This is a genomic window from Basfia succiniciproducens (assembly GCF_011455875.1).
Lineage (GTDB): Bacteria > Pseudomonadota > Gammaproteobacteria > Enterobacterales > Pasteurellaceae > Basfia > Basfia succiniciproducens.
Map to the genome: position 1 here is coordinate 994,692 of NZ_CP015031.1, position 26,305 is coordinate 1,020,996.

The 26,305-nt window shown below is 43.1% G+C and carries 19 protein-coding genes, 1 tRNA gene, 1 pseudogene and 1 riboswitch; of the genes and pseudogenes, 5 read left to right on the forward strand and 16 right to left on the reverse strand.

From position 1 onward, the window contains the following. Positions 1-10: 10 nt before the first annotated feature. From sucA to yoaA, 6 genes are all read right to left on the reverse strand, one after another. Complete coding sequence (sucA, locus tag A4G13_RS04400; protein ID WP_090656423.1) at positions 11-2,812, reverse strand: 2-oxoglutarate dehydrogenase E1 component; 2,802 nt, start codon at positions 2,810-2,812, stop codon at positions 11-13. 231 nt (positions 2,813-3,043) lie between these two features. Beyond that, positions 3,044-4,186, reverse strand: coding sequence for a ribonuclease D (gene rnd, locus A4G13_RS04405; RefSeq protein WP_090656420.1), 1,143 nt, complete (start codon positions 4,184-4,186; stop codon positions 3,044-3,046). 87 nt (positions 4,187-4,273) lie between these two features. Beyond that, complete coding sequence (fadD, locus tag A4G13_RS04410) at positions 4,274-5,962, reverse strand: long-chain-fatty-acid--CoA ligase FadD (protein ID WP_011200532.1); 1,689 nt, start codon at positions 5,960-5,962, stop codon at positions 4,274-4,276. 21 nt (positions 5,963-5,983) lie between these two features. Beyond that, a complete protein-coding gene (locus tag A4G13_RS04415; RefSeq protein ID WP_090656417.1) occupies positions 5,984-6,538 on the reverse strand; it encodes a Slp family lipoprotein in 555 nt (184 codons plus the stop codon). Between the two features lie 38 nt (positions 6,539-6,576). Then, positions 6,577-7,299, reverse strand: coding sequence for a tRNA (adenosine(37)-N6)-threonylcarbamoyltransferase complex dimerization subunit type 1 TsaB (tsaB, locus tag A4G13_RS04420; RefSeq protein ID WP_090656414.1), 723 nt, complete (start codon positions 7,297-7,299; stop codon positions 6,577-6,579). 17 nt (positions 7,300-7,316) lie between these two features. Next, positions 7,317-9,251 carry a DNA repair helicase YoaA gene (gene yoaA, locus A4G13_RS04425; RefSeq protein WP_090656411.1) on the reverse strand — a complete coding sequence of 645 codons (1,935 nt, stop codon included), beginning with the start codon at positions 9,249-9,251 and terminating at the stop codon, positions 7,317-7,319. 75 nt (positions 9,252-9,326) lie between these two features. Between yoaA and A4G13_RS04430 the strand changes: the two genes are divergently transcribed. Continuing rightward, positions 9,327-10,136 (forward strand): D-hexose-6-phosphate mutarotase, encoded by an 810-nt coding sequence (locus tag A4G13_RS04430; RefSeq protein ID WP_090656408.1) that lies wholly within the window; start codon positions 9,327-9,329, stop codon positions 10,134-10,136. 72 nt (positions 10,137-10,208) lie between these two features. On the opposite strand, the gene A4G13_RS04435 is transcribed toward A4G13_RS04430, so the two are convergent. From A4G13_RS04435 to uvrD, 6 genes are all read right to left on the reverse strand, one after another. Next, positions 10,209-11,168: an AEC family transporter gene (locus A4G13_RS04435; protein WP_090656406.1), complete on the reverse strand. Its 960-nt coding sequence runs from the start codon at positions 11,166-11,168 to the stop codon at positions 10,209-10,211. A gap of 168 nt (positions 11,169-11,336) precedes the next feature. Continuing rightward, complete coding sequence (locus A4G13_RS04440; protein WP_090656404.1) at positions 11,337-12,320, reverse strand: peptide ABC transporter ATP-binding protein; 984 nt, start codon at positions 12,318-12,320, stop codon at positions 11,337-11,339. After that, the gene (gene dppD / locus A4G13_RS04445; protein WP_090656401.1) at positions 12,313-13,296 is read right to left on the reverse strand and encodes a dipeptide ABC transporter ATP-binding protein; all 984 of its coding nucleotides are present in this window, start codon (positions 13,294-13,296) and stop codon (positions 12,313-12,315) included. The genes A4G13_RS04440 and dppD overlap by 8 nt, the downstream gene beginning before the upstream one ends. Positions 13,297-13,306: 10 nt before the next feature. Beyond that, positions 13,307-14,194: an ABC transporter permease subunit gene (locus A4G13_RS04450; protein WP_090656398.1), complete on the reverse strand. Its 888-nt coding sequence runs from the start codon at positions 14,192-14,194 to the stop codon at positions 13,307-13,309. 9 nt (positions 14,195-14,203) lie between these two features. After that, complete coding sequence (locus tag A4G13_RS04455) at positions 14,204-15,208, reverse strand: ABC transporter permease subunit (protein ID WP_090656395.1); 1,005 nt, start codon at positions 15,206-15,208, stop codon at positions 14,204-14,206. Positions 15,209-15,546: 338 nt separating this feature from the next. Beyond that, positions 15,547-17,727 (reverse strand): DNA helicase II, encoded by a 2,181-nt coding sequence (uvrD, locus tag A4G13_RS04460; protein ID WP_090656392.1) that lies wholly within the window; start codon positions 17,725-17,727, stop codon positions 15,547-15,549. Positions 17,728-17,840: 113 nt separating this feature from the next. Further along, positions 17,841-17,931, forward strand: a riboswitch (TPP riboswitch). Positions 17,932-17,987: 56 nt separating this feature from the next. Between uvrD and A4G13_RS04465 the strand changes: the two genes are divergently transcribed. Continuing rightward, positions 17,988-19,046, forward strand: a complete 1,059-nt coding sequence (locus A4G13_RS04465) for an ABC transporter substrate-binding protein (protein WP_090656389.1) — start codon at positions 17,988-17,990, stop codon at positions 19,044-19,046. A gap of 76 nt (positions 19,047-19,122) precedes the next feature. Here A4G13_RS04465 and uvrB read toward each other — a convergent pair whose 3' ends face one another. Continuing rightward, entirely contained in the window at positions 19,123-21,159 is a 2,037-nt protein-coding gene (gene uvrB / locus A4G13_RS04470) for an excinuclease ABC subunit UvrB (RefSeq protein ID WP_090656386.1), read from the reverse strand. Between the two features lie 449 nt (positions 21,160-21,608). On the opposite strand from uvrB, the gene A4G13_RS04475 reads away from it, so the two are divergent. After that, positions 21,609-21,684: transfer RNA gene (locus tag A4G13_RS04475), tRNA-Asn, on the forward strand. Between the two features lie 190 nt (positions 21,685-21,874). Next, a pseudogene (locus A4G13_RS04480) lies at positions 21,875-22,853 on the forward strand (calcium/sodium antiporter). A 67-nt stretch (positions 22,854-22,920) separates the two neighbouring features. On the opposite strand, the gene degS reads toward A4G13_RS04480, so the two are convergent. The 3 genes from degS to nrdR are packed head-to-tail and all read right to left on the reverse strand — an operon-like array spanning position 22,921 to position 25,547. Beyond that, positions 22,921-23,967, reverse strand: coding sequence for an outer membrane-stress sensor serine endopeptidase DegS (gene degS / locus A4G13_RS04485; RefSeq protein WP_011200547.1), 1,047 nt, complete (start codon positions 23,965-23,967; stop codon positions 22,921-22,923). A 6-nt stretch (positions 23,968-23,973) separates the two neighbouring features. Then, complete coding sequence (ribD, locus tag A4G13_RS04490) at positions 23,974-25,095, reverse strand: bifunctional diaminohydroxyphosphoribosylaminopyrimidine deaminase/5-amino-6-(5-phosphoribosylamino)uracil reductase RibD (protein WP_090656383.1); 1,122 nt, start codon at positions 25,093-25,095, stop codon at positions 23,974-23,976. A 2-nt stretch (positions 25,096-25,097) separates the two neighbouring features. Continuing rightward, positions 25,098-25,547 (reverse strand): transcriptional regulator NrdR, encoded by a 450-nt coding sequence (gene nrdR, locus A4G13_RS04495; RefSeq protein ID WP_090656382.1) that lies wholly within the window; start codon positions 25,545-25,547, stop codon positions 25,098-25,100. Positions 25,548-25,794: 247 nt separating this feature from the next. Here nrdR and A4G13_RS04500 point away from each other — a divergent pair, with 247 nt between their 5' ends. Continuing rightward, complete coding sequence (locus tag A4G13_RS04500) at positions 25,795-26,292, forward strand: YbhB/YbcL family Raf kinase inhibitor-like protein (RefSeq protein ID WP_011200550.1); 498 nt, start codon at positions 25,795-25,797, stop codon at positions 26,290-26,292. Positions 26,293-26,305 lie beyond the last annotated feature (13 nt).

The window sequence follows — 26,305 nt, forward strand, 5'->3', positions numbered from 1 at the left end:
TATGTATTCGCTAAATCGCCAAAGCTTCCGCTACCAGCGCTTTTTGTTGTTCATTATGTAATGCAAGATAGCCGACGGCAGGCGATGCCGAAGCCGGACGCCCCACATAACGGAGTTTGCCGTCAGCCGGCAGATTCGCCACAAAGTTATGCTGGCTGCAATACCAAGCGCCTTGGTTTAACGGCTCTTCTTGACACCAAACATAATCCTTCACGTGGGAATAGGCGGTTAAAATATCCCGCATTTCTTCATGAGGATAAGGATAAAGCTGTTCAATCCGAATAATCGCTATGTCGGTCTGGTTATTTTTACGGCGTTGTTCCAATAAATCGTAATATACTTTACCCGCACAGAACACGACGCGTTTTACCTGTTTCGGATCTAAATCGTCAATTTCCGGAATCACATTTTGGAATGTGCCGTTAACCAGTTCTTCCGTTGTCGAAACCGCTAACGGATGACGCAACAACGATTTCGGCGAAATCACCACAAGCGGACGGCGCACAGTACGTAGCATTTGGCGACGCAATAAATGGTAAATCTGTGCCGGAGTCGAAGGCACGCAAACCTGCATATTTTGTTGCGCACAAAGTTGCAAATAGCGTTCTAAACGCGCGGAGGAATGCTCCGGACCTTGTCCCTCATAACCGTGAGGCAATAACATAACTAAACCGCACATTCTGCCCCATTTTTGTTCGCCGGAGCTGATAAATTGATCAATTACTACCTGCGCTCCGTTGGCAAAATCACCGAACTGCGCTTCCCAGATAGTTAATGTTTTCGGTGCGGCGGTGGCATAACCGTATTCAAAGGCAAGTACGGCTTCTTCGGAAAGTACGGAATCCCACACTTCAAAATGCCCTTGCCCCTGATGCAAATTCATTAACGGAATATAGGCTTTACGTTCGTTCATATTGTGCAATACGGCTAAACGGTGGAAGAACGTGCCTCGTCCGGAATCTTCACCAGAAATACGAATATGATGTCCGTCATCCAATAAGGTAGCGTAAGCCATAGTTTCCGCCATGCCCCAATCAAAGAGTTTCTCGCCGTTTGCCATTAGTAAACGATCCGCATAGATTTTTTGCACGCGCGGGTGAATCGGATGATTTTCAGGATACTCACAAACTTTGCGTGCCAAATCTTTAAAACGCTGCGGATCAAATTTGCCGTTATACGGCGTCCATTCCTGCGTTAAGAAACTTGTCCAGTCCATTTTTTGCGTATCTAACGGGCGCCATTCGGGTACTACGCAATCGCCGCGATCTAAGCCGTCCCGATAATTATTCATCAGTTCCGTTGCTTTCGATTCGGTAATCACGCCTTCCGCTACAAGGCGATCCGCATAGACTTTGCGCGGAGTCGGATGTTGCTTGATGAGTTTATACATGACAGGTTGGGTGGCTAACGGCTCGTCGGCTTCGTTATGTCCGTGGCGACGATAAGAAACCAAGTCGATAAAAATATCCCGTTTGAATAAAGTACGGTATTCCACCGCCATTCTTGCCGCATAAGCTACGGCTTCCGGATCATCACCGTTTACATGAATCACCGGTGCTTCAATCATTTTCGCAATATCGGTACAGTATTCGGTCGAACGGGTATCGCGGGTATTTGATGTAGTAAACCCGATTTGGTTGTTAATTACGATACGAATAGTACCGCCAACGGTATAACCCCGAGTGGAAGACATATTTAAAGTTTCTTGCACCACCCCTTGACCAATAACCGCCGAATCACCATGTACGGTAATAGGTAAAACTTTTGTGAAGTGATCATCGCCGATGCGTTTTTGTCTGGCGCGAACGGAACCGGAAACGACCGGGCTGACAATTTCCAAATGGGAAGGGTTAAATGCCAACGCTAAATGCACTAAACCGGCGTCGGTCATAAAATCGGAAGAATAGCCTTGATGGTATTTTACATCCCCGGTGCCGTTACCCTGGTGCTTGCCGGCAAATTCATCAAATAATTCCGCCGGCTTTTTACCCAATACGTTCACCAACATATTTAAACGCCCGCGGTGCGCCATACCCATCACGATTTCTTTCACGCCGTTTCTCGCGCCGTGGCGAATAATTTCTTTCATCAACGGGATAAAGGCGTCACTACCTTCAAGAGAAAAACGTTTTGCACCGGGGAATTTAGCGCCGAGATAACGCTCTAAACCGTCCGCCGCCGTTAATTCTTCAAGAAATTTAACTTGTTCGTCTTTGCTGAACAGCGGTTTATTTAATAGATTTTCAACTTTACGCTGCAGCCAGGTTCGCGCTTCTAAATCGTTTACGTGCATAAACTCTAAGCCTATTGTACTGCAATAGGTATTTTTTAAAGCGTAAGCAAGGTCTCTTAAAGTAATTTTATCTCTGTTATAAACATAGTTACCGATGTCGAATACTTCATCAAGATCATTATCGGTAAACCCGAAGAATTTGTAATCTAAAGTCGGCGCGTCCAGCCGTTGCCATAAGTTCAACGGATCTAAATTCGCATGCAAATGACCGCGATTACGATGAGCGTTCACCCATTGCAGAACTTTAACCAATCGTTTGCTTACATTCGGGTCAATAACACTTGCCCCCGATTGAGAATTGGAGTCTCGGGCTAATTGTTGAAAATAACTGCGAATTTGAGAATGAGGCTGCTCGACTGCGGTCGATTTTGGCAAAGAATCGAAAGTTTTACGCCAACTTTCTTCGATACCGGCAGGGTCTCTAAGATAATCTTCATAGAGATCTTCTATATAGGATTGGTTTGCTCCGCCTAATGCGGTAGAAGCAAGCCATTCTTCTAATGGGCTATTCTTTTGCATAAAACACCTGTTTTAACTATTTTTATTCAAGGGTTATAAATATAAAACGCAAACTATTATACATAGAGATTAAACCGGAACGCAGCTTTCTTTTCGGATTCCGTATATACTTTATGAAAATAGAAATTTTCCCTGCATTTGTCTAGCTTTTTTTACAAAAAAATAACATTTATTTCTTTTATTAAAAAAATAACGGCGGATTATTTTATACATACCGTCTGACGGCATAAATTAAAGTAATTTTGCTAGTTCCGAACCAAATTCCGCACGCCAGTCACGCATAAGATCGGGTAATTTATTCGGGTCTTTATGTTTTAGCCATACCCACTTCATCAAACTTTCCAAACTCCGTTTGCCGGCAATTACTTCCGCATTTAAATCCGGCGGTGCAATAATTTTTAGCTTTTGTTGTAAATTTTTCAGACCTTGTTTATAACGCATATCATCAGCTAACCGGCTGATTTCAGGCGGGTAATATTCGGCATCGATGCGTTCGGCGCGCTCCAAAATTTGCAACATTTTTTTACCGTGAATACGAACTTCCTGCGAATTCAAACCTAACTTGAGCATTTCAGAAGTGTGTTTCGGATTATTTTGAGCTAATAACCAGAGATTCTCGCCTCGCACTACAAAATTTAACGCCAGATCCCGTTTAACCGCTTCTTCTTGCCGCCAGCTGGCAAGTAGTTTCAGCCGCATTAATTCTTCCGAATTGAGTTTCCATGCACCGGAAATGCTCAAATAAGCCTTATCTATATTTTTTACAATCCGATGTTTTTCCAATAATAAATTACAGTCAAATTCTACCGCACTTTGCCAACGGGTTTGTTCTAATGCATTCTGCATTTTGCAATACAAAGGCAATAAATACCATACATCAGCCGCTGCATAAGCGAGCTGCTTGTTTGATAACGGACGCGCCAGCCAATCCGTTCGCGACGCACCTTTGTCGATTTCCAGATTAAAATAATGTTTAATCAATGAGGCTAATCCCATAGAATTCTGAAACCCTAAGAAATTTGCCATAATTTGCGTATCTAACATCGGTGTAGGCAGTTGCTGATAATAATGCTGAAAAACCTCAAGATCTTCGTGGCAGGCATGTAATACTTTTAATACTTTAGGATCCGCAAGAAGTTGTTTGAACGGGCTGAAATCCTGAATTTCCTGCGGGTCAATCAAACTCACCTGTTCCCCGTCGTAAAGTTGAATTAATCCTAATTTAGGATAATAACTGCGGATTCGCACAAATTCGGTATCCAGTGCAATGGCCGATTTTGTAGAAGCTCTTGCACAAACGTCCGCTAATGCTTCATCATCGGTGATTAGCATAAAGTGCGGTGGATTTTGGATTTCTTTTATCTGATATGTCATTTTTAAATCTGAAAATAAATAGAAAAATAAAGCACGCCCAAAAGAACGTGCTGCTTGAAGCTTGCCACAAGCTTCCGAAGCTATAGATTATTGCGCATTACGTTTGGCTAATTCTTCATCCCGCAATACCCGGCGAAGAATTTTCCCCACATTGGTTTTCGGTAATTCGTCACGAAATTCAATTTCTTTCGGCACTTTATATCCCGTGAGTAAGTTGCGGCAATGGGCTCGTAATTCGTCACGGGTTAAACTTTCGTCTTTCTTTACTACGAAAATTTTAATCGTTTCGCCCGACACTTCATGAGGCACACCAATAGCCACCACCTCTAACACTTTTGGATTCAACATCACCACATCTTCGATTTCATTCGGATAAACATTAAAGCCGGAAACTAAAATCATATCTTTCTTACGATCCACTATGCGCATGATATAATTTTTATCCATCACCACAATATCACCCGTTGCCATCCAACCGTCTTTTAACACTTCGGCGGTAGCTTCCGGACGCTGCCAATAACCCTGCATAACCTGCTCGCCTTTTACCCAGAGTTCGCCCGGTTCGCCTAATTCCGCCTCATCGCCGTCATCACGCATAATGCGAATATCGGTATTAGGTACCGGCACGCCGATAGAGCCGTCATGTTTGTCGGTAAGAATCGTTGAAGCGGCAATAAGCGGCGAACATTCGGTCATACCATAACCTTCAATAATATTATTGCCGGTTAAGTCATGCCAACGTTGAGCAACGGATTGTTGAACCGCCATTCCGCCACCTACGGAAAGTTTTAATGAAGAAAAATCCACTTCTTTAAAATTCTCGTTATTTAACAAGGCGTTAAATAAGGTATTTACTCCGGTAATTGCCGTAAACGGATATTTTCTCAGCTCTTTTACCATGCCGTCCACATCACGAGGGTTAGTAATGAGTACCGCGGTAATCCCTAATTCCACAAACAACAACGCATTTACCGACAGAGCGAATACGTGATACAAAGGCAGTGGAATAATAGCAATACGTTCTCTTCTGCGATCACCTATAAAGCTTTCCGCAATCCATTTTGCCTGAAAAACATTCGTAATAATATTACCGTGAGAAAGCATTGCGCCTTTTGCGATGCCTGTTGTTCCCCCGGTGTATTGCAAAAAAGCCAACGCATCGCGCGCCAAATCCGGGCGTACGAATTGACGGTGTTTGCCCACACTTAATACTTCACGAAAAGTTACCGCATGGGGCAATTTATATTTTGGTACTAATTTTTTGACATATTTAACGATAAAGTTGACTAAAGTACGCTTACCGAAAGACAACTGATCGCCCATTCGAGTCAAAATAACGTGTTTTACATCGGTGTTAAACACAACTTGCTCTACAGTCGAAGCAAAATTAGATACCACTACAATGGCTTTCGCGCCGCTATCCTGCAATTGGTGTTCTAATTCGCGGGGAGTATAAAGCGGATTAACATTCACCACCACCAAACCAGCTCTCAATACACCGAATAAAGCAATGGGATATTGCAATAAATTCGGCATCATCAACGCTACCCGTTCTCCGCGCGTCAGTTTTAATTCATTTTGCAAATATGCGGCAAAGGCACGGCTGCGTTCTTCTAACTTACGAAAGGTTAATACTTTACCCATATTAATATAGGCGGGACGATCCGGATGTTCCCGAACCGCCTTATCAAACATATCTAAAATACTGTGGTATTCAGACGTATCAATTTCCCTTGGGCTCCCTTCCGGATAATTTTTAAACCATCCCTTTTCCATTTTTTCCTCTAATAATTCTTATTAATATAAACGATACCGTAGTTTTAATTCAGGGCGCCAAAACGGATCCCAGCCCCAATGTCTGAAATGACCAAAACGTCTGAATCGGTAGTCATGCCAATCATCATATTCATAGTAATATTCTTTTGCTAACCGCCATTGTTTATAAGCTGTTACTTTTATAATCGGATATAGATAGTCGGCTTCGTCAATTTTACCCCGCCACTGTTCTTTCAATATACCGGCGACGGTTATATATTGATCTTTTAACGAAGCCGGATCCGCAAAGCCGTCAAGATAAGCGATAAACCGCCCGTCGGTGGCGCTTTCAATGACGGGTTTTGCCGAATAAGTTGTTATCGGTAAGCTTAATATTTCCAGTTTAGTCTGATTTTTTAATGCTTCCGCTGAAATAATCTTGCCGCCCAGCCGCACTTTCCTGCACTGACAGACATAATCCGAATCTTCAATTTGTCGCAGACTTTGAATGGTAAATTCATCGCGTTCCAGCCCTTCCGGTGCGGAAACACAAGCGCTAAGCAACACGATTAACGGAAAAATGAGCCATTTTTTCATTTTATCCTCACTTATGATCTGATAAATCAAAGAGGTAATTACTCCCGACCGGGTAATTTTTTCCAGGTAACTTCATTACGCAGATACACGGGTTCAACATCTACCGCTTTAACATATTGCCGATTATACCAGGCAGGTACCGCAAGGGATAACATATATAAAGCGGAAGGCAATTGAATTGCCGAAATTTTACCAAACGGCGTTTTTGTCAGTGCTTCATAAGCCGCCCAACCGGTTCCCACATTCAACCAGTCACCCTGAGTTCGGTTTGCCTGCAATTGAGCAATAGCCTGTTCGGGGCTGCATACCTGTTCGGCAATCACTTCATTCCATTGCAAAAATTCACCGAATTCCGACCGCACTTTTTCACCTTTAAATTGGGCGAAATAGACTTCGTTCATTCTTGCATCAATGGCGGTAATTACTTGCTCCGCTTGATGCAGCTCATAAGCGGCTTGTGCCATAGCGGCAAGATCCGAAACGGGAATAACGGGCAAATCCGCACCGAGCGCTAATCCTTGAGTGATTCCGGTACCGACCCGCACACCGGTGAAACTGCCGGGGCCGCGCCCGAAAACCAAGGCATCCAGCTGATTTAACCTTAAGCCCGACTGCGCTAAAATTTCATCAACCATAGGCAAAATACGTTTTGTATGGGAACGTTGCGCTACTTCGTCTAAATGGGTTTTCTCCCCATGATGTAATAAAGCCACAGAACAGGCTTCCGTTGAAGTATCTAAGGCTAATAATGTTAAACTCATTGAATTCTCTTATATAATTAAGTTCTATTTTGCTGAATTGATTTCAGGAATTCTACCACTTTATTCAAATCCCTTGTACGTTTTGCATTGGGTAAACTTTTTAAAAATGTTTCACCATAAGGGCGGGTAACCAAGCGGCTGTCACAAATGATCACCGCACCGCTGTCCGTCACATCCCGAATAAGCCGTCCGACCCCTTGTTTCAGGGCAATTACGGCTTCCGGAATCTGAATATCATTAAACGGGTTTCCACCCTGTAACTGGCAATCTTCAACCCGCGCCTTTAATAAAGGCTCATCCGGTGAAGTAAACGGTAATTTATCGATTATCACCAAAGATAAGGCGTCACCGCGCACATCAATGCCCTCCCAAAAACTGGAGGTTGCCACCAATACGGAATGTTCTTCACTCACAAACTGTTCCAACAATTTCGTTTTTGAAGTTTCGCCTTGCAGTAAAATAGACAAACCGCTGTGTTCCCGAAAATATTCGGCAAACCCTTTCATCATAAAATATGAAGTACAAAGCACAAAGCAACGTCCTTTATTTGCTTCAATAACCGGCAGTAACATTTCCGCCAGTTTCGTCATAGTATGATTCTGGTTGCTGCCGGGTAGATAACGCGGCACGCATAATAGGGCCTGTTCAGGATAATTAAAAGGGCTTTGTAAAACTTTTTCATCCGTAGACTGAATACCTAAACGCTGACGAAAATGATTAAAACTTCCGCCGACTTCTAAGGTTGCCGAGGTAAAAATCCAAGCGCTCTCATGATTATTCATTTGCTCGCCGAATTTATCCGATACCGTTAACGGCGTAATATGTAAACCGAATTGACGATTAAATGTCTCGAACCAATAGCAATATCCTGTAACGGAAGTATCCGATAAGCGCACAAGTTGTGCCTTTAAGGCGGAAATTCGTTCAAAAATACTGTCTAAAGTTTGCGAACGGCCAAGCGCTAATTTCACCACTTCCGCCATAAAATCCAGCTTTTCCTGTAGCACCCTAAAGCCTTTTTGCACATCAGGCTTTACCAACCATTCGCGCCAATTACCCCGATTATTTCCTTCGCCAAGCAATAAACGAAAATCCTGTACCATTTTCAGCAAATGGTCCGAAGCAACGCCTAATTGTGGCATATCCTTAATTTCCGTCCGATAAACAATGTTAATGTCTTTGCACAAATCAAATAACTGGCGAGAAGTAATAGATTGCCCGAAATATTGGCTGGCAATGTCGGGCAATTGGTGCGCCTCGTCAAAAATAATCACTTCCGCATTGGGAATAAGCTCGCCGAATCCGTTTTCTTTTACCGCCATATCGGCACAAAAAAGATGGTGATTCACAACCACAAGATCCGCAGCCAACGCTCTTTTTCTGGCGGCAGCGACATAACAATCGCCGTAATTAGGGCAATCCGAACCCAAACAACTTTCTGTGGTGCTTGTCAGTTGCGGTAAAATAGGGCTGTCTTCCGCAAGCTCGACGCATTCCGACAAATCGCCCGTTTTGGTAGCATTGTTCCATTTTCTTACTTTTGATAAATCCACTAATACGGATTTATCGCCAAGCACACCTTGGGCTATTACCTGATCCAAACGCTCAAGGCACAGATAGTTAGCCCGCCCTTTTAACAAGGCTATTTTTCCGGAATAATTTAAGGCTTTTTGAATGGTCGGAAGATCCCGTTTGAATAATTGATCCTGTAGGTTTTTTGAGCCTGTGGAAACGATAGTTTTCTTTTTTGACAATAAAGCCGGCGTTAAATAGGCAAAGGTTTTGCCGGTTCCTGTTCCCGCTTCAACAACTAATACGCCTTTATTTTCAATCGCTTTCCCCACGGCTTCCGCCATTTCCAATTGCTCGGAACGGGGGCGGAAATCCTTAATATTCGAGCTGAGTTGCCCCCGCTCGGAAAAAGCCGCTTTAATTTGATCTATATTAGCCATTGTGTAATTCGATTATCTTTCCCTATAAAATTTGCGCTATATTGTATCAAACCCAATGAACAAAAAGGAAATTTTATGGAATCTAAATTAATTAAACAAATAACGCCGGCTATAAGCTTACATCAATATAATGAAATTCCGGTAATTAAGCTCAACCACGCCGTCGGACAAGCGGAAATCGCCTTGCAAGGCGCACATCTGTTTAGTTGGAAACCCGCCTACTGCCCACAAGATGTACTTTGGTTAAGTGAAATCGAGCCGTTCAAACTCGGTACCGCAATCAGAGGCGGCATTCCTATTTGTTATCCTTGGTTTAATAATGCCGGTACGCCTTCACACGGATTTGCCCGAATCAGTTTATGGCAACTTAGCGATTATGAAGTTTCCGCTGAAAAAGTGCAGTTGGAATTTTCATTATTTTCAGAACAACGGCTGATTATTGCCAAAATACAATTCGTCTTCACCGGAGAATGCGAAATTACCTTTACGAATTACGCGGAAGAAAACGCCCAAGCAGCCTTACATACTTACTTTCGGGTGGGCGATATTCGTCAGCTGGAATTATATAACTTGCCAACCCGCGTTTTTAACTCCTTAACTCAAACGGAAGAAAATGTTCCTTCGCCGAGAACCATCGGCGAATTAGTGGATTGCGTTTATTCCGCCGAACTTGGCGCAACCTTAATTCAGGATAATCAATTAAACCGTAAAATCAATGTAGAACATATTAATGCAAGCGATATTGTGGTTTGGAACCCATGGCATAAGCCGACGGGCGGTATGAGTGAAACGGGTTATCAGACAATGGTTTGCGTAGAAAGCGCGAGAATCAATAAGCGGTTGAATTCAGGTGAACGGTTAGGGGTGAAAATTAGCCTGAGATAAATTGTTGAAGCTTCCCCATATTCCCCTTGCTTTATTAAAGAAGAGGGGAATTTGGTGATCGCACTTTTCCCATTAAATCCAACCTGCTTGAGATAATATTAATAGCATTAATGAAGAAGTTATCATTGAACCGACAGTGGTAATGCCGATAATATTGGCAACCGTCACAGAATTACCGCCCATTGCGCGAACCATTGCATAAGCGGCAGAAGCCACCGGAGTCGTATTCATTAATGCCACCACACCTAAAAGCATACCGTCTAACCCGAAAACCTTGCCGATTAGTATCATGAAAACCGGCGTAACAACTAACCGCCCGAGGCTTCCCATTAGCACAACGTTTGAGGTTTTATTGGAAAATACCGACAAATCAATGGTTGCTCCGGTACAAATCAAGGCTAAGGGTAAAGTCATATTAGCTAAATAATTGCCGGTAGAAAGCAACGGAGCCGGTAATTCCAAAGAGATACTATTTGCAAGTAAGGCGAACAAAATAGCAATAATTAACGGATTTTTAATCACCCCTTTCATAATGCTCACGACACTGACGGAGCCTGTAGAAAGTGAACGGGTTAAGGTAATAACAGCCAATATATTATATAAAAAAATCACCGCCGCCGAATAAATGGACGCCGGCACCGCTGCGCTATCGCCGAATGCGCTGATACAAAAAGCCAAACCTAAAATCCCGCTGTTTCCGCGGTAAATCGCCTGAACAAAGGTGCCGCGCTCCCGTTTTTCGGCAATAAATCTGGCGGCAAACAGTTCGGCTAATAAAAACAAACTGATAGTCCCGATAATACCCACCGACAATACCGCCATTTGCGAAATATAATCCACGTGCTTTCCATACACACTGAAAAATAACAAGACAGGTAAAGTAATATTAAAGACGACTTTTGTTGACTGCTCACAAAAACGATCATCGATCATTTTCTTTTTACGAATCAGCATACCAAGAATAAGCAGCAAAATTGTAGGCAGGGTAACACCGACGGAAAATATCAGCGACGAAAGAAAATCGGTTTTCATATTAGCGGCTCATAAAAACAGAAAATGTATTAGAACTGGCGGATGTGCTAATTATACTACGTAAAAATGAGATTAGCGGAACCCGTATTAAAATTTGCCAAAAAATAACCGCACTTTAAAAAAGCATATAGTTTAACAATATATGCTTTTCATACTTAATCAGCCGGATTATTCCACCATAAAACAGGCAATTCGCGTACCGTCGGAATAATCTTTCAATAAAGGTTGTTCCTGTTTACAACGTTCTGTCGCTAAACGACAACGCGTATGGAAAGCACAACCTTTTGGCGGATTGAGCGGACTTGGCAATTCACCTTCTAATTTGATTCGTTCCGAACGCAATTTTGGCGATAATCTAGGTGTGGCGGAAAGAAGCGCCTGCGTATAAGGATGGCGGGGATTTTTAAAAATCGCCTCAACTCTTCCCTGTTCGACACAACGCCCTAAATACATCACCATAACCTGATCCGCAATATGTTCTACAACGGAAAGATCGTGAGAAATAAACACATAAGACAAGCCCATTTCTTTCTGTAAATCCATCATCAAATTCAGCACTTGAGCGCGCACCGAAACATCTAACGCGGAAACAGGTTCATCGGCAACCACAATATCAGGCTGCAACATTAACCCGCGGGCAATGGCGATACGCTGACGTTGCCCGCCGGAAAACATATGAGGATAACGATGATAAAATTCCGCCCGCAGCCCTACTTTTGCCATAATTTCCAGTACCCGGGCTTTGCGCTGTAGCGCCGTCAAGTCCGTATTAATCACCAGCGGTTCTTCTAAAATAGAACCGATTTTTTTTCGCGGATTCAAAGAACCATAAGGGTTTTGGAACACAATCTGAATCTTTTGACGGCGCAGTTTTTGTGTAGTTTTATCATTTTCCAAAAAGTTTTGACCGTTATAATAAAGCTCGCCGTCAGTGGGCGTTTCGATCATGGTCAACAGGCGCCCTAAGGTGGATTTACCGCAGCCGGACTCGCCTACCACCGCCAAGGTTTGCCCTTTTTCCAAACAAAAAGATACGCCATCTAAGGCTTTAACCAGTTGAGGTTTAGCAAACAGACCTTTTTTGACCGGATAATATTTTTTTAGATTTACGGCCTCAAGCAATGGTGTCGCTTGTTTTATCGATTCAGACATTGCTCGGTTCTCCTTGTGCGTTTAACGGGGTATGGCATTTTACCTTGCCTTCACCCAATTGAATCAAATCCGGTTCAACCCGACGGCAATGTTCCGTTGCGTAAGGGCAACGAGGATTTAATAAACAGCCTTGTGGCCTGTCGTATTTTCCCGGTACGACACCCTGTAAAGACTGCAATCGGGATTTACCTTCGGCAAATTCGGGCAACGAACGCAATAGTGCCTGGGTATAAGGATGTTTCGGCCGTTTGAAAATTTCTTCCGCCCGCCCTTCTTCGACTACCTGTCCGGCATACATCACAATAATACGATGGGCGGCTTCCGCTACTAACGCCAGATCATGAGTGATCAGAATCAATGCCATATTTTCTTGCTTTTGCAAAGTTAACAACAAATCGACGATTTGTGCCTGAATAGTTACGTCCAGTGCCGTTGTCGGTTCGTCGGCAATTAATAATCTAGGTTTACAGGCGATCGCCATGGCAATCATCACCCGTTGCGACATTCCACCGGAAAGTTGGTGCGGATAAACATCTAAACGGGACTCGGGAGCGGGAATACCGACCAATTTTAATAACTCGACGGTTCGTTCTCGACATTCTTTTTTGCTGCCGCCCTGATGTGCCTTCAGCGCTTCCATAATCTGATAACCCACGGTATAACAAGGATTTAGGCTGGTCATAGGATCCTGAAAAATCATCGACACATCGGCACCTACTATTTTTCGTTTTTGTTTTTCATTTAAACTTAACAAATCCACGCCGTCAAAAGATAAAGCTTCTGCGGATACCCGCCCCGGATAATCAATCAACCCCATAATTGCCAGAGAACTGACGGATTTACCGGAACCGGATTCCCCCACAATGCCCAACACTTCGCCCTTATTGACCGAATAACTAATACGATCTACCGCTTTAAAAGGGGCTTTTCCATCACCAAAATGAACGGAAAGTTGGTTTACATTTAATAATGACATTATCCGCTCCTTACTGTTTTAATTTTGGATCAAGAGCGTCGCGCAAACCGTCGCCCATTAAGTTAAACGCTAAAACCAATAATAAAATTGCAACCCCGGGAATAGTCACCAACCAGCTTGCCGCCTGCATAAAACTGCGGGCTTCTGCAAGCATTGTACCTAATTCCGGCGTAGGCGGTTGGGCGCCGATGCCTAAAAAGCCTAATGCCGCCAATTCAAGAATCGCATTGGAAATACCCATAGTCATTTGCACAATTAATGGCGCTAAACAATTTGGCAGAATAACAATAAACATAAGCCGTAAAACGCCGGCTCCCGCAACACGGGAAGCCACTACGTAATCCCGGTTTTTTTCGTTTAATACGGAAGCGCGCGTTAACCGCACATAACTCGGTACGGACACAATAGCGATAGCAATGGCGGCATTAAATAACGAGGGCCCTAAAATAGTTACTAATGCGATGGTTAACAACAAACTTGGAATCGCCATCATAATATCCATCAAACGCATGACGATAACATCTAATAATCCGCCGTAATAGCCCGCCAGCACGCCTAAAATTACACCGAAAATACAGGACAGTATAACAATCAATAAACCGATAAAAACCGATAATCGGGCACCATAAATAATGCGGGAAAGAATATCGCGCCCGATATCGTCCGTGCCTAAGAAATAAGAAAGCGATCCGTTTTCCATCCAGGCGGGCGGCAATAATAATGCATCACGGTGTTGCGCAATAGGATCATAAGGCGAAACAAAAGGCGCACAAACACAGATAAAAAAGACCGCTGCAATAAATGTCAAACCAATAACGGCGCCTTTATTTTGTCTGAAATAATACCAAAACTCTTGCAATGGTGTTTGAGGTGTAGATGAAGTGATTTCAGTAGTCATTAAAATTTCCTAATTATGGCGAATACGCGGGTTCACCACGCCATAAATAACATCAACAAGTAAATTAACGACGATAATAATCGTTGAAATAATCAATACGGAACCCTGTAATACAGGATAATCGCGGGCGTTAATAGCATCAATAATCCATTTGCCGATACCCGGCCATGAGAAAATGTTTTCCGTAAGCACCGCGCCGGACAATAACTGCCCCACAATCAGCCCTACCACCGTAATAACGGGAATCAATGCGTTACGTAACGCATGCACAATCACAATTCTTGTCGTGCTTAAACCTTTGGCTTTAGCGGTGCGGATATAATCCTCTCCTAACACTTCCAGCATGGAGGAACGCGTCATCCGGGTAACTACCGCAAGCGGGATTGTGCCTAACACAACAGCAGGCAGAATTAGGGATTTGATTGCCGCAACAAATGCGCCCGGCTCGCCGGAATTCCAGGTATCAATCAGCATAAAGCCGGTATTGAAATCGATCCAGTATTCATCGGGCAAACGTCCGCCGGCGGGCAATCCCAAGAAATTAGAAACATAGAGAATAAGGATAAGTCCCCACCAAAAAATAGGCATGGAATAACCGGTCAGCGATAACGCCGTCACCGTGTGGGAGATCCAGCTGTCTTTTTTTACCGCGGCAATAACCCCAAGAAAAATCCCGGCAATTAACGACCATAGCAAGGCAAAAAACGCCAGTTCTACAGTAGCGGGGAAAAGAGTGAAGAATTCTTTCAAAACCGGTTCATTATTACGGAATGAACGACCGAAATCTCCTTGTACAACGCCTTTTATATAATTTAGATATTGTTCGGGTAAAGGATCGTTCAACCCCATTTGCTCCATCATTTGCGCATGAACGATAGGATCAACGCCCCGCTCTCCCATACGGATTTCGACAGGATCGCCGGGAATAAAATGAACCAGTGCAAACGTAACCAACGTGATGGCTAAAAAAGTAGGAATAACCATCAAAATACGTTTGAGAATAAACTTAAACATAAAATTTCTCGTTAGGTTGTAATTATGAAAAGTGCGGTGATTTTTTCGTTTCTATGACAATACCCGCACCAAAGATAAGCATATTTTCTTATTAGGGGGTATGGAGGGGTTTGGCAGGAGTTTGCTTTACCTAAGTTTTAAAGCATAAAGACCTTAAATAATGAAAATACCCCGCGAAATTAAATTATCGGGCGCTTCAACCGACAGCGCCGTCAATGTCAATAATTAATAATAAAACAGCAATCGTCGAACAAAACATTAGCATATAAGAACTTGATTGCAAAGTCTCCCCGAGAAGAAAAGAAGCCGAGGATATAGAAAAAAGATTTAAATAATCCCTAAAGCTTTTCTAAATTTGCCAAATGCGCAATTAACCATTTGATCCCCTGCCCCTGGAACGCGATTTGCAAACGGGTGTTATTATCCGAGCCTTCAACATTAATCACCGTTCCCGTGCCGAATTTGCCGTGTTTCACTTTTTGCCCGGTTTTCCAACCGCTGTCGTTTAACGGTGAAATTTTCACAGAACCGACCGCACTTTGATTGTAAGCGCGGGTAACCGTACCCCGCAAACGAACCGCCTGAATACATTCCTGCGGTAATTCATTGATAAAACGGGACGGAATATGACGCTCTTCTTTGCCGTATAATCGGCGACTTTCCGCATAGCAAATAGTCAATTTCTGTTTTGCCCGGGTGATCCCCACATAAGCCAAACGGCGTTCTTCTTCCAAACGCCCCGGTTCTTCTAAAGACATAAAGCTAGGGAATAAGCCTTCTTCTACGCCGACCATAAACACCCGCGGAAATTCCAGACCTTTAGCCGAATGCAAAGTCATCATTTGCACACAGGATTGATGAGGAGATGCCTGCTCTTCACCGGCCTCAAGAGATGCATGCGTTAAAAAGGCGCTTAGATCCGACATATCTTCCGCATCATCAGGTTTGATGAATTCCCGCGTTGCGGAAACCAGTTCTTCCAGGTTTTCAATACGAACCTCACCTTTTTCGCCTTTTTCCTGTTTATACATTTCATATAAACCGGAATGCTTAATGACAAAATCCGTTTGCGCAAATAAAGGCATTTCTTCCGTTTCCTGCGCCAAGGAATTAATTAATTCGCAAAAGCGCAGTAATGCCGTTGCCGAACGTCCCGCCAGTTTATTTTCACCGATAGCTAACTGAGTGGCTTGCCATAAGGTAATTTCCCGCTCGCGGGTAAGATTACGCAACACATCTAAAGTGCGATCGCCAATACCGCGTGTCGGCGTATTGATAACCCGTTCAAAAGCGGCGTCATCCTGCCGATTCGCAATCAAACGCAAATACGCCAACGCATCTTTAATTTCCTGACGCTCGAAGAACCGCATACCGCCATAAATCCGATAAGGAATTTGCGCGCGAATCAAAGCCTCTTCAATCACGCGGGACTGACTGTTACTGCGATATAACACCGCACAATCATTGAGTTCGCCGCCGTCTTCCTGCCAGATTTTAATTTGAGAAGAAACAAACAAAGCTTCATCCAATTCGTTAAATGCGGCATAAATACCGACGGGTTCGCCTTTGTCGCCCTCGGTCCAAAGATCTTTTCCCAAACGGTTACTGTTATTGGAAATAAGCTGGTTTGCCGATTGCAGAATATTGCCCGTAGAACGATAATTTTGTTCTAAACGAATGGTTTTCGCTTTATGGAAATCATCTAAAAAACGCTGAATATTTTCAACTTGCGCACCGCGCCAACCATAAATGGATTGATCGTCATCACCCACAATCATAACATTGCCGGTCTCGCCCGCCAGCAATCGAATCCAGGCATATTGAATTTTGTTGGTATCCTGAAATTCGTCCACTAAAATTTGCTGGAAACGTTGCCGATAACGCTGCAGAATTACCGGTTTTTTGAGGAATAATTCGTAGGCACGCAATAGAATTTCCGCAAAATCCACTAATCCGGCTCGATCGCAGGTATCCTGATAAATGCGATAAATATTAATCCATTCACGCTCTTGTTTATCGTTATTATCATCAATTTGGTGAGGGCGTAATCCGTCATCTTTTTTATTATTGATATACCAACAAGCCTGTTTTGCGGGAAACATTTTTTCATCGTAATTATGTAGTTTAAGCAGGCGTTTCAGTAAACGTAGCTGATCTTCGCTGTCCAGAATTTGGAAATCCTGCGGTAAATTCGCATCCAGATAATGAGCACGCAATAATCGGTGGGCAATACTGTGAAAAGTGCCCACCCACATACCGAACAAACGGCGGGAAGAATGTTGTGAAAGGGTGGATTCAATACGCTGGCGCATTTCCGCCGCCGCTTTATTGGTAAAGGTTACTGCCATGATACTGCCTTCAGAAATTCCTTCAACGGCAATTAACCAAGCGATTCGGTGCGTTAGCACTCTGGTTTTACCGCTGCCGGCACCGGCCAACACAAGATAATTTCCAAGCGGCGCCGCTACAGCTTCACGTTGTTTATCGTTTAATCCGTCGAGTAATTCTGAAATATCCATCAATTTACCGTTTTATCTGTTTATTTTTACAGGGGATTATATTGTCTGTATGGCATTTGTCAATGCAATCCTCCGACCTCATTTACAAATAAAAGGAAACCTTTTATAGTTATCGCCGTTAGTCGGGGTGCTTAAATTAGCTGAGAAAATACCCGTGAACCTGATACAGTTAACACTGGCGTAGGAAACTAATCAATCTATTGAGAACTCTTTCGTTTAAGTGTTGGTTGTTTTGTTTTCACTAGTCAAGGAGCAGATCAATGACAACTTTACTATCATCACATCCTCTCAAAACTTTGATAAAATCGACCGCACTTTTATGCGGATTATCCTTATTTCTTCCCTCCGGCGCACAGGCTGAAGGCAAACTCAATATTTATTGCAGCGTACAAAACACGACCTGCGAAAAAGTCGCGCAAGCTTTTTCAAAAAAATATAATGTGAAAACCCAGTTTGTACGTAACAGTACAGGTACGGTATTAGGCAAAATTAAAACGGAAAAAGATAATCCGCAAGGAGACATTTGGTATGGCGGAACCCTCGAACCGCATTTGCAGGCGGCGGATTTAGGTTTGCTGGAAAAATACCGTTCGCCTAACCAAAAAGATATTTTGCCGATATTTAAAGATCTCACTGAAAAACGTGGCGAATACACTTCCGTTATTTATCTAATGGAACTCAGTATGGGCATAAACAGTAAGAAATTAGCCTCGCTCAATATCGAGCCGCCCAAATGTTTTGCCGATTTGCTCGATCCCCGCTTCAAGAACCAAATTCAATATGCAGATCCCCGTGTATCCGGTACCGGTTATTCTTTCTTAATTGCCTTGGTTTCCCTTTGGGGGGAAGAAAAAGCCTTTGATTTCTTAGCCAAATTAAATAAAAACATTGCGCAATATACTAAAAGCGGGCTGGCGACCAGCAATCTGGCAAGCGGCGAAGTCGCCGTGGACATCAGTTTTTTCCACACTTACGTTCGGGAAAAAGAAAAAGGCGCTCCGGTTGAAGGCGTTTATCCTTGCGAAGGAACCGCTTATACTTTAGGGGCAACCAGCATTATTAAAGGCGCCCGCAATTTAGATAACGCCAAATTATTCACCGATTGGGCATTAACGCCGGAAGCGCAGGAAGTGCATTGGCGCGAAGCGGATTCCTATCAACTGCCGGCAAATATTCATGCGCAATATTATCCGGGCATGCATGTGCCGGCTAATCCTAAGATCATTGATATTGACTTTATCCGTTTCGGTTCCAACGAACAAAGCAAACTACTGATTGAACGCTGGGTGAACGGCATTTTAAGTAACCAGCCGCAATAAACAAAAAAACGGCATTCAAAATCATCGAATGCCGTTTGCTTTTTATACAAAAATCCGGAAATTTTAACCGCACTTTTTAACCGTTTTCGACAAATTGTTCCCTTAATTTATGCAATTGGTCACGAATTGCGGCCGCTTTTTCAAATTCCAAATCCTGCGCAAATTTATACATTTGCTGTTCAAGTTTCTTAATTTGTTGCTGATATTCTTTCGCAGTCATCGGTATTGCATAAGTTGTCGCAGGCTCGGCCGCTTTTTGGCTACGCTGTTTGTTTCTTGATTTATTCGAACCACCCTGACCTATATCCAATAACTCGCCCACTTTTTTATTTAATCCTTGCGGCGTAATGCCGTGTTCCTCATTATATTTCATTTGCTTTTCACGACGGCGGTTAGTTTCGGTGATTGCCTTTTCCATGGAATTGGTAATACGATCCGCATAAAGAATGGCTTTGCCCTTTAAATTACGCGCCGCCCGACCGATAGTTTGAATTAACGAACGTTCGGAACGCAAGAAACCTTCTTTATCCGCGTCAAGAATGGCAACCAGCGACACTTCCGGAATATCCAGTCCTTCCCTTAATAAGTTGATTCCTACCAACACGTCAAATTCGCCTAAACGTAAATCGCGGATAATTTCCACCCGTTCCACGGTGTCGATATCGGAATGCAAATAACGCACTCTTATGCCGTGTTCATCCAAATAATCGGTAAGGTCCTCCGCCATGCGCTTAGTCAATGTAGTTACCAGTACTCGCTCATTGCGATCCGCACGCTGACGGGCTTCGGACAGCAAATCGTCTACCTGAATAGAAACCGGACGGATTTCAATTTCCGGATCAAGCAAGCCCGTCGGGCGTACCACCTGGTCGATAATTTCCGTACCTGATTTTTCCAATTCGTAAGGTCCGGGCGTTGCCGAAACATAAATAGTCTGCGGCGCCAAACGTTCGAATTCTTCAAAACGCAGCGGTCGGTTATCCAATGCGGAAGGCAGACGAAAGCCGTATTCTACCAGCGTTTCTTTACGCGAACGGTCACCGCGGTACATACCGCCGATTTGCGGCACCGTGACATGAGACTCATCAATAACCAGCAAAGCATCGGAAGGCATATAATCAAATAAGGTAGGCGGTGGCTCCCCCTCATTCCGACCGGATAGGTAGCGGGAATAATTTTCGATCCCGGAGCAATAACCCAATTCGTTCATCATTTCTATATCAAACTGAGTACGCTGGGTAATTCGCTGTTCTTCCAATAATTTGTTTTCTTTAATGAAATATTCCCGGCGATCCGCTAGCTCCGATTTGATTTTTTCAATGGCATCTAAAATTTGTTCTCTCGGCGTTACATAATGAGTTTTCGGGTAAACGGTAAATCTCGGCACTGTACCAAAACCGGTACCGGTTAACGGGTCAAATAAGCTTAAGCGCTCAATTTCATCGTCGAATAATTCGATTCGTACCGCCCGCTCATCGGATTCGGCCGGGAAAATATCAATAATTTCACCTCGCACCCGAAAAGTACCGCGCTGAAAAGCCTGATCGTTGCGGGTATATTGCAATTCGGCTAAACGGGCTAAAATTTGACGCTGATCGATAATCGCCCCCGTTTGCAAATGCAGCATCATTTTTAAATAGGAATCCGGATCACCTAAACCATAAATAGCGGAAACGGAAGCCACAACAATAGTGTCACGGCGTTCAAGGAATGATTTTGTAGCGGACAGGCGCATTTGTTCGATTTGATCATTAATGGAAGCGTCTTTTTCGATAAATGTATCGCTACTCGGCACATAAGCCTCAGGCTGGTAATAATCATAATAAGAAACAAAATATTCCACGGCATTTTCCGGAAAGAAAGCTTTCATCTCCGCATAAAGCTGAGCTGCCAAAGTTTTATTCGGAGCAAGTAACATCGCCGGGCGGTTAAGCTTTGCGATCACATTGGCGATGGTAAAGGTTTTTCCCGAACCGGTCACACCGAGCAGGGTTTGATGAGCAAGCCCGTCATTTAAATTTTCCGCCAATATTTCTATAGCTTGAGGCTGATCGCCCGAAGGTTTAAATTCGGAATGCAGAATAAAGGGTTTCGAATTGATTTTATGTGACATAAATAATCTGCCGAGTTAAAGAATTAAGAACCGTAATGACGGGCTTAGTTTAACATAAATTCATCACAAATTCAGGGAGTAAAAATGTAAGTTTTACACAGACTTACATTTGTCAATAAGAAAGCTTCACAAAAATGAAAAATTTTTTAAAAAAATTTGTGGAATTTTCATAACTTATTGATAAATAAGAAAATGATATTTTACAACCAATTTATTGTTAAAATAGTAAAACCCCTGTTTTCATCAGGGTTTAGCCAACTTCTTAAAGAATAACTCACAGAGTTATCCACAGATTTTGTGGATAGAAAATTTTCGCCGGAAATTTTAAAAATTTTTCTAATTGACAGTTGACAATAAGCGGACTTCCCTTTATTATTCGCCACCTACTTAATTCGATACCCCAAGGTTTGTCCATCTTTTATAAACAGACCTTAATGTTACAGAATAATTCCTCCTTAGTTCAGTCGGTAGAACGGCGGACTGTTAATCCGTATGTCGCTGGTTCAAGTCCAGCAGGAGGAGCCAAATTCTCTTTTGGTTACTTTTATTTGTCTCCTTTTATAAAAGTGTAGTGTATCAGCCAAAAGATTTTTTTGCCCGCCCTTTTTGCGGGCTTTTGTTTTTCTAACGTCCCGCTTTTATTTCTTCGCAACCCTATTCAATTTTTATCATTCTATATATAATTCCCGTTCGTTTTATTGATTTAGGATCTCTTATGTATCTTCCTTCTCTTGCCATTATCGGCGGTTTAATTCTGTTAATCTGGTCGGCGGATCGTTTTGTTGACGGAGCCACCGCCACGGCGCGCGCTTTCGGTATGCCTCAACTTTTAATCGGTATCGTTATTATCGGTTTTGGTACTTCCGCGCCGGAAATGATTGTCTCCGCGCTTTCCGCATTAAACGGCAATCCGGGCATTGCGCTGGGAAATGCTTACGGCTCAAATATTACCAATATTGCGTTAATTCTGGGGTTAACCGCCCTCATTTCACCTTTAGCGGTAAATTCACAAGCGTTAAAACAGGAATTGCCAATGCTTATTTTCATTACCGCAATTTCCGCCCTGTTAATCTATGATAACGAAGTTTCCCGATTAGATGCCTTTGTTTTATTATTTATTTTCTTTATTTATATGAGTTGGTCGATCATAAACGGGTTAAAAAACAAAAATGACAGTCTGGCTCGAGAAATTACGGAAGAATTGGCCGAACAGGAAGAGATGAGCTTAAAACAGGCGCTTATGTGGTTACTCGTAGGTCTGGTATTATTAATGACCAGTTCTCAGTTATTAGTTTGGGGAGCCGTTGAATTCGCCCATTATTTCGGTGTCAGCGACTTAGTTATCGGTTTAACTATTGTCGCGGTCGGCACATCATTGCCGGAGCTCGCCTCCTCCTTAGCAGCGGCAAAAAAGGATCAGGTAGATTTAGCCGTCGGCAATATCATCGGTTCTAATTTATTTAACACACTTGCGGTTGTAGGAATTGCCGGTGTGATTTCGCCGATGCAAATAGGGCCTGAAGTCTTTAACCGAGATATGCTGGTAATGTCCGTACTGACAGTCGCCTTATTAATCTTCGGATTAGGTTTCGGCAGAAGCAAAAAAGCGGGGAAAATCAACCGATTTGAAGGTTTATTGTTTTTTTGTCTGTTATATCGTCTACAACCTATACTTATTTCAAACTGCGGTATAAATTTGCGAATTTTTTACCGCACTTTTGATAAAAATTGAGCGACATAAATGTCGCTCAATTTTTTGGGTTATTGCGGCAGAGTATCGGGGAATTCTTCAATTTTTACCGGCAATTCTAACTGGTTACCGGCACGTTCAATCAACACCTTCACCACACTTCCCGGACGGACGTTGCTGATAACCTGCATCATTTGCGCCGGCGAATTCGCTTTTTCACCGTTGAATTCCAAAATAACGTCATTCGGCTGAATACCGGCTTTCGCCGCAGGACCGTTGCTTACCACACTTTTTACTTTAACTCCCGGCTCGGAATCGGAACCGTCGTTAAAGATAATATCGCTTTGCACACCAAAAAAACCGCGGATAACACGACCGTCACGGATAATCTTTTGCAACACGTCATTGGCGATATTCATCGGAATGGCAAAATTTAATCCTTCTGCGACATCCGAAGGATCCTTGCCGAAACTTAATGTGCTGATACCCACTAATTCACCCACTGAGTTAATTAAAGCGCCCCCCGAATTTCCCCGGTTAATCGAAGCATCGGTTTGGATAAAGTTTTGGCGTCCTACCGAATCTCCAATAGCATTGCGACCAGTGGCGCTGATAATACCCTGGGAAACACTTTGTCCCAAGTTGTAAGGATTACCGATAGCCAGCACAACATCGCCCACATGAATCGAACGATCCGGATTTTGCGGAATGGTGGTCAGGTTATCCGCACGAATTTTTAATACTGCGAGATCAGTCAATTTATCCGTACCAATCAATGTGGCTTCAAATAAAGCGCCGTTTTGTAAAGCCACTACAATTTGATCGGCATTTTGAATAACGTGCATATTAGTCAGAATATAGCCGTCTTTCGACATAATCACACCCGATCCCAGATTATTGACTTGAAATTTCTCATCAACACTGGAAGAAGATAATGATTGATTATAAACATTCACCACTGCAGGCGAGGCGGCACGTACCGCATTTTTAAAAGATAAAACCACGTCTTCGCCGGAATAAAACGGTTGTCCGGTTGAAGAAAAACGAGGTAATACCGCTAATATAAAACCCGCACAAGCTAAACCGATAACAGCGGACTGAATAATTTTCTTTAGCATTATTGATTACTTCCTCATGTAAATCATTTTAATATCATCACCCACTTTTTCCATGGATTGGAGCCGCCATAAAGGCGCATCCGCTAATTTAGTTAAATGCGGCAAATGACATAGGCCTTTTGCTTCATCACCCAATAATTTAGGCGCTATATATAACACCAATTCATCCACTAAATTCTGCTCGATTAACGCCCCCGCCAATTTAGCACCCGCTTCTACCCAAACGGAATTAATTTGGCGTTTGCCTAATTCTATCATCAAGGCTTGCAGTAAGCTTTGTTCCTTTTCAGGCGTTAAACAGATAATTTCGCAATTCGCAGGAAAATCCGTAAGATCCCGCGGTTGTATACCCGCCAACCAAACAGGCGAATCTATCTTAAACAGATTAAGCTGAGATGAAATTTGCTGTTTAGAATCAATAATCACACGTACCGGCTGGCGCACCGTTTCTTTTTTATAATCTACTTTTAACTGTTCGGGAAATTGCTCCCAGCGCACATTTAAACTTGGGTTATCAGCCAGCACCGTACCGCTAGCCGATAAAATAGCGGAAGCCTTTGCTCGCTCCTGTTGCACGTCAATGCGTGCCGATTCACCGGTAATCCACTGGCTTTCACCAGTCGATGTGGCGGTTCTGCCGTCAATTGTCATTGCCATTTTCAATTGCACATAGGGTAGCCCAGTTCGCATACGTTTTAAAAAACCGCGATTTAACCGCTCCGCTTGTTCTTGTAATAACCCTACCGCAGTTTCAATCCCCGCCTGTTGTAACATTTTCAGCCCTTGACCGGCAACAGAAGGATTCGGATCTTCCATTGCCGCAATCACTTTAACCACGCCGGCTTCAATTAACCCTTTCGCACACGGCGGCGTACGCCCGAAATGGGAACAAGGCTCAAGAGTTACATAAGCGGTGGCGCCTTTTGCGTTTTTCCCCGCCTCGCGCATAGCCATAACCTCCGCATGAGGTTCGCCCGCTTTAAAATGAAAACCTTTACCGACGATTTCACCCTGTTTCACTAAAACACAACCGACGGACGGATTAGGGGTAGTAGTAAATTGCCCCTTTTCAGCTAATTCAATGGCTAGTTGCATAAATGCGCGATCTTGTTCGGTAAATCCGCTCATGTTTAATCCTTTAACTTTTCAATTTCGTTACTGAACTCGTTAATATTTTCAAAACTTAAATAAACCGAAGCAAAACGAATATACGCCACTTTATCCAGTTTTTTCAGCTCTTCCATTACCAAAGAGCCCACTAATTTACTCGGCACTTCTCGTTCGCCGGTTGCCCGTAACTGATGAGTAATATGACCGATTGCCTTTTCTACGTCATCGGCGCTTACCGGGCGTTTTTCCAGCGCATGCTGGATGCCGCGGCGTAATTTATCTTCATTAAAAGGTTCACGCATACCGTTATTTTTGATAATTTTAGGCACCACTAATTCAGCCGTTTCAAAGGTGGTAAAACGCTCATGACATTTCGTGCATTCACGACGACGACGAACCTGATAGCCATCTGAAACCAAACGGCTGTCAATAACCTTGGTTTCTTCTGTTGAACAAAATGGGCAATGCATAAGCTTTTTCTCCTAAGAGATGAAAATGTTGGCTGATAATAACAAAGTTTAGCCCGCTTTACGATATAAAAGGCTTTGTTTTATTTTTTAATTTCCTCTTTTATTGAATAATAATCTAACAAAATCTCTGTTATGATGGAACTTATCAACAACAGGCATATTTTTGTCCTTTTTAATCCTCTTTAACTTGCCATTATGATTTAACTGTGGCAATTTAAAACATCATTTCATTTTAACGGAGGTATCTATGAAAGTAACCAGTTCCGCCATTAAAAACGGCGCTTTTGAAGATAAATACGGTAAACGGGGCTCACAGTTTACACCGAACGGTATGCCGAGTTATTCCATTCCTTTTGAAATTACAGGGGCGCCGGAAGGCACTAAATCTTTTGCCGTGGTATTAGAAGATAAAGATGCCGTTACCGCCAGCGGATTTGTTTGGATCCATTGGTTAATTGCTAATTTAGAACGCACCTCCGTTTTGGAAAACGAAAGCCAAACGGCGACGGATTTCATTCAGGGTGCCAATTCCTGGTCCAGTGTTTTAGCTAAACTTGATATTACCGAGGCTTCGGCTTACGGCGGCATGGCACCGCCAAACTGCCTGCATCGCTACGAGCTTTTTGTTTATGCTTTAGATACGAAATTAGACTTACAGCCGGGTTTTAAATTTAATGAGTTGCACTTTGCTATGCAGGGACACATTTTAGCAAAAGCGGAAATTATGGGCACTTACGATGTTTAATCAAAAGTGCGGT

Excerpts from the sequence above, each read along its gene's own strand:
- degS (WP_011200547.1), bottom strand. The coding sequence starts at position 23,967 with ATGCTAAAGAAAATTATTCAGTCCGCTGTTATCGGTTTAGCTTGTGCG.
- ribD (WP_090656383.1), bottom strand. The coding sequence starts at position 25,095 with ATGAGCGGATTTACCGAACAAGATCGCGCATTTATGCAACTAGCCATT.
- A4G13_RS04430 (WP_090656408.1), top strand. The coding sequence starts at position 9,327 with ATGGAATCTAAATTAATTAAACAAATAACGCCGGCTATAAGCTTACAT.
- uvrD (WP_090656392.1), bottom strand. The coding sequence starts at position 17,727 with ATGGATATTTCAGAATTACTCGACGGATTAAACGATAAACAACGTGAA.
- rnd (WP_090656420.1), bottom strand. The coding sequence starts at position 4,186 with ATGACATATCAGATAAAAGAAATCCAAAATCCACCGCACTTTATGCTA.
- fadD (WP_011200532.1), bottom strand. The coding sequence starts at position 5,962 with ATGGAAAAGGGATGGTTTAAAAATTATCCGGAAGGGAGCCCAAGGGAA.
- tsaB (WP_090656414.1), bottom strand. The coding sequence starts at position 7,299 with ATGAGTTTAACATTATTAGCCTTAGATACTTCAACGGAAGCCTGTTCT.
- nrdR (WP_090656382.1), bottom strand. The coding sequence starts at position 25,547 with ATGCATTGCCCATTTTGTTCAACAGAAGAAACCAAGGTTATTGACAGC.
- sucA (WP_090656423.1), bottom strand. The coding sequence starts at position 2,812 with ATGCAAAAGAATAGCCCATTAGAAGAATGGCTTGCTTCTACCGCATTA.
- yoaA (WP_090656411.1), bottom strand. The coding sequence starts at position 9,251 with ATGGCTAATATAGATCAAATTAAAGCGGCTTTTTCCGAGCGGGGGCAA.
- dppD (WP_090656401.1), bottom strand. The coding sequence starts at position 13,296 with ATGTCATTATTAAATGTAAACCAACTTTCCGTTCATTTTGGTGATGGA.
- A4G13_RS04415 (WP_090656417.1), bottom strand. The coding sequence starts at position 6,538 with ATGAAAAAATGGCTCATTTTTCCGTTAATCGTGTTGCTTAGCGCTTGT.
- A4G13_RS04435 (WP_090656406.1), bottom strand. The coding sequence starts at position 11,168 with ATGAAAACCGATTTTCTTTCGTCGCTGATATTTTCCGTCGGTGTTACC.
- A4G13_RS04465 (WP_090656389.1), top strand. The coding sequence starts at position 17,988 with ATGACAACTTTACTATCATCACATCCTCTCAAAACTTTGATAAAATCG.
- A4G13_RS04500 (WP_011200550.1), top strand. The coding sequence starts at position 25,795 with ATGAAAGTAACCAGTTCCGCCATTAAAAACGGCGCTTTTGAAGATAAA.
- A4G13_RS04455 (WP_090656395.1), bottom strand. The coding sequence starts at position 15,208 with ATGTTTAAGTTTATTCTCAAACGTATTTTGATGGTTATTCCTACTTTT.
- A4G13_RS04440 (WP_090656404.1), bottom strand. The coding sequence starts at position 12,320 with ATGTCTGAATCGATAAAACAAGCGACACCATTGCTTGAGGCCGTAAAT.
- uvrB (WP_090656386.1), bottom strand. The coding sequence starts at position 21,159 with ATGTCACATAAAATCAATTCGAAACCCTTTATTCTGCATTCCGAATTT.
- A4G13_RS04450 (WP_090656398.1), bottom strand. The coding sequence starts at position 14,194 with ATGACTACTGAAATCACTTCATCTACACCTCAAACACCATTGCAAGAG.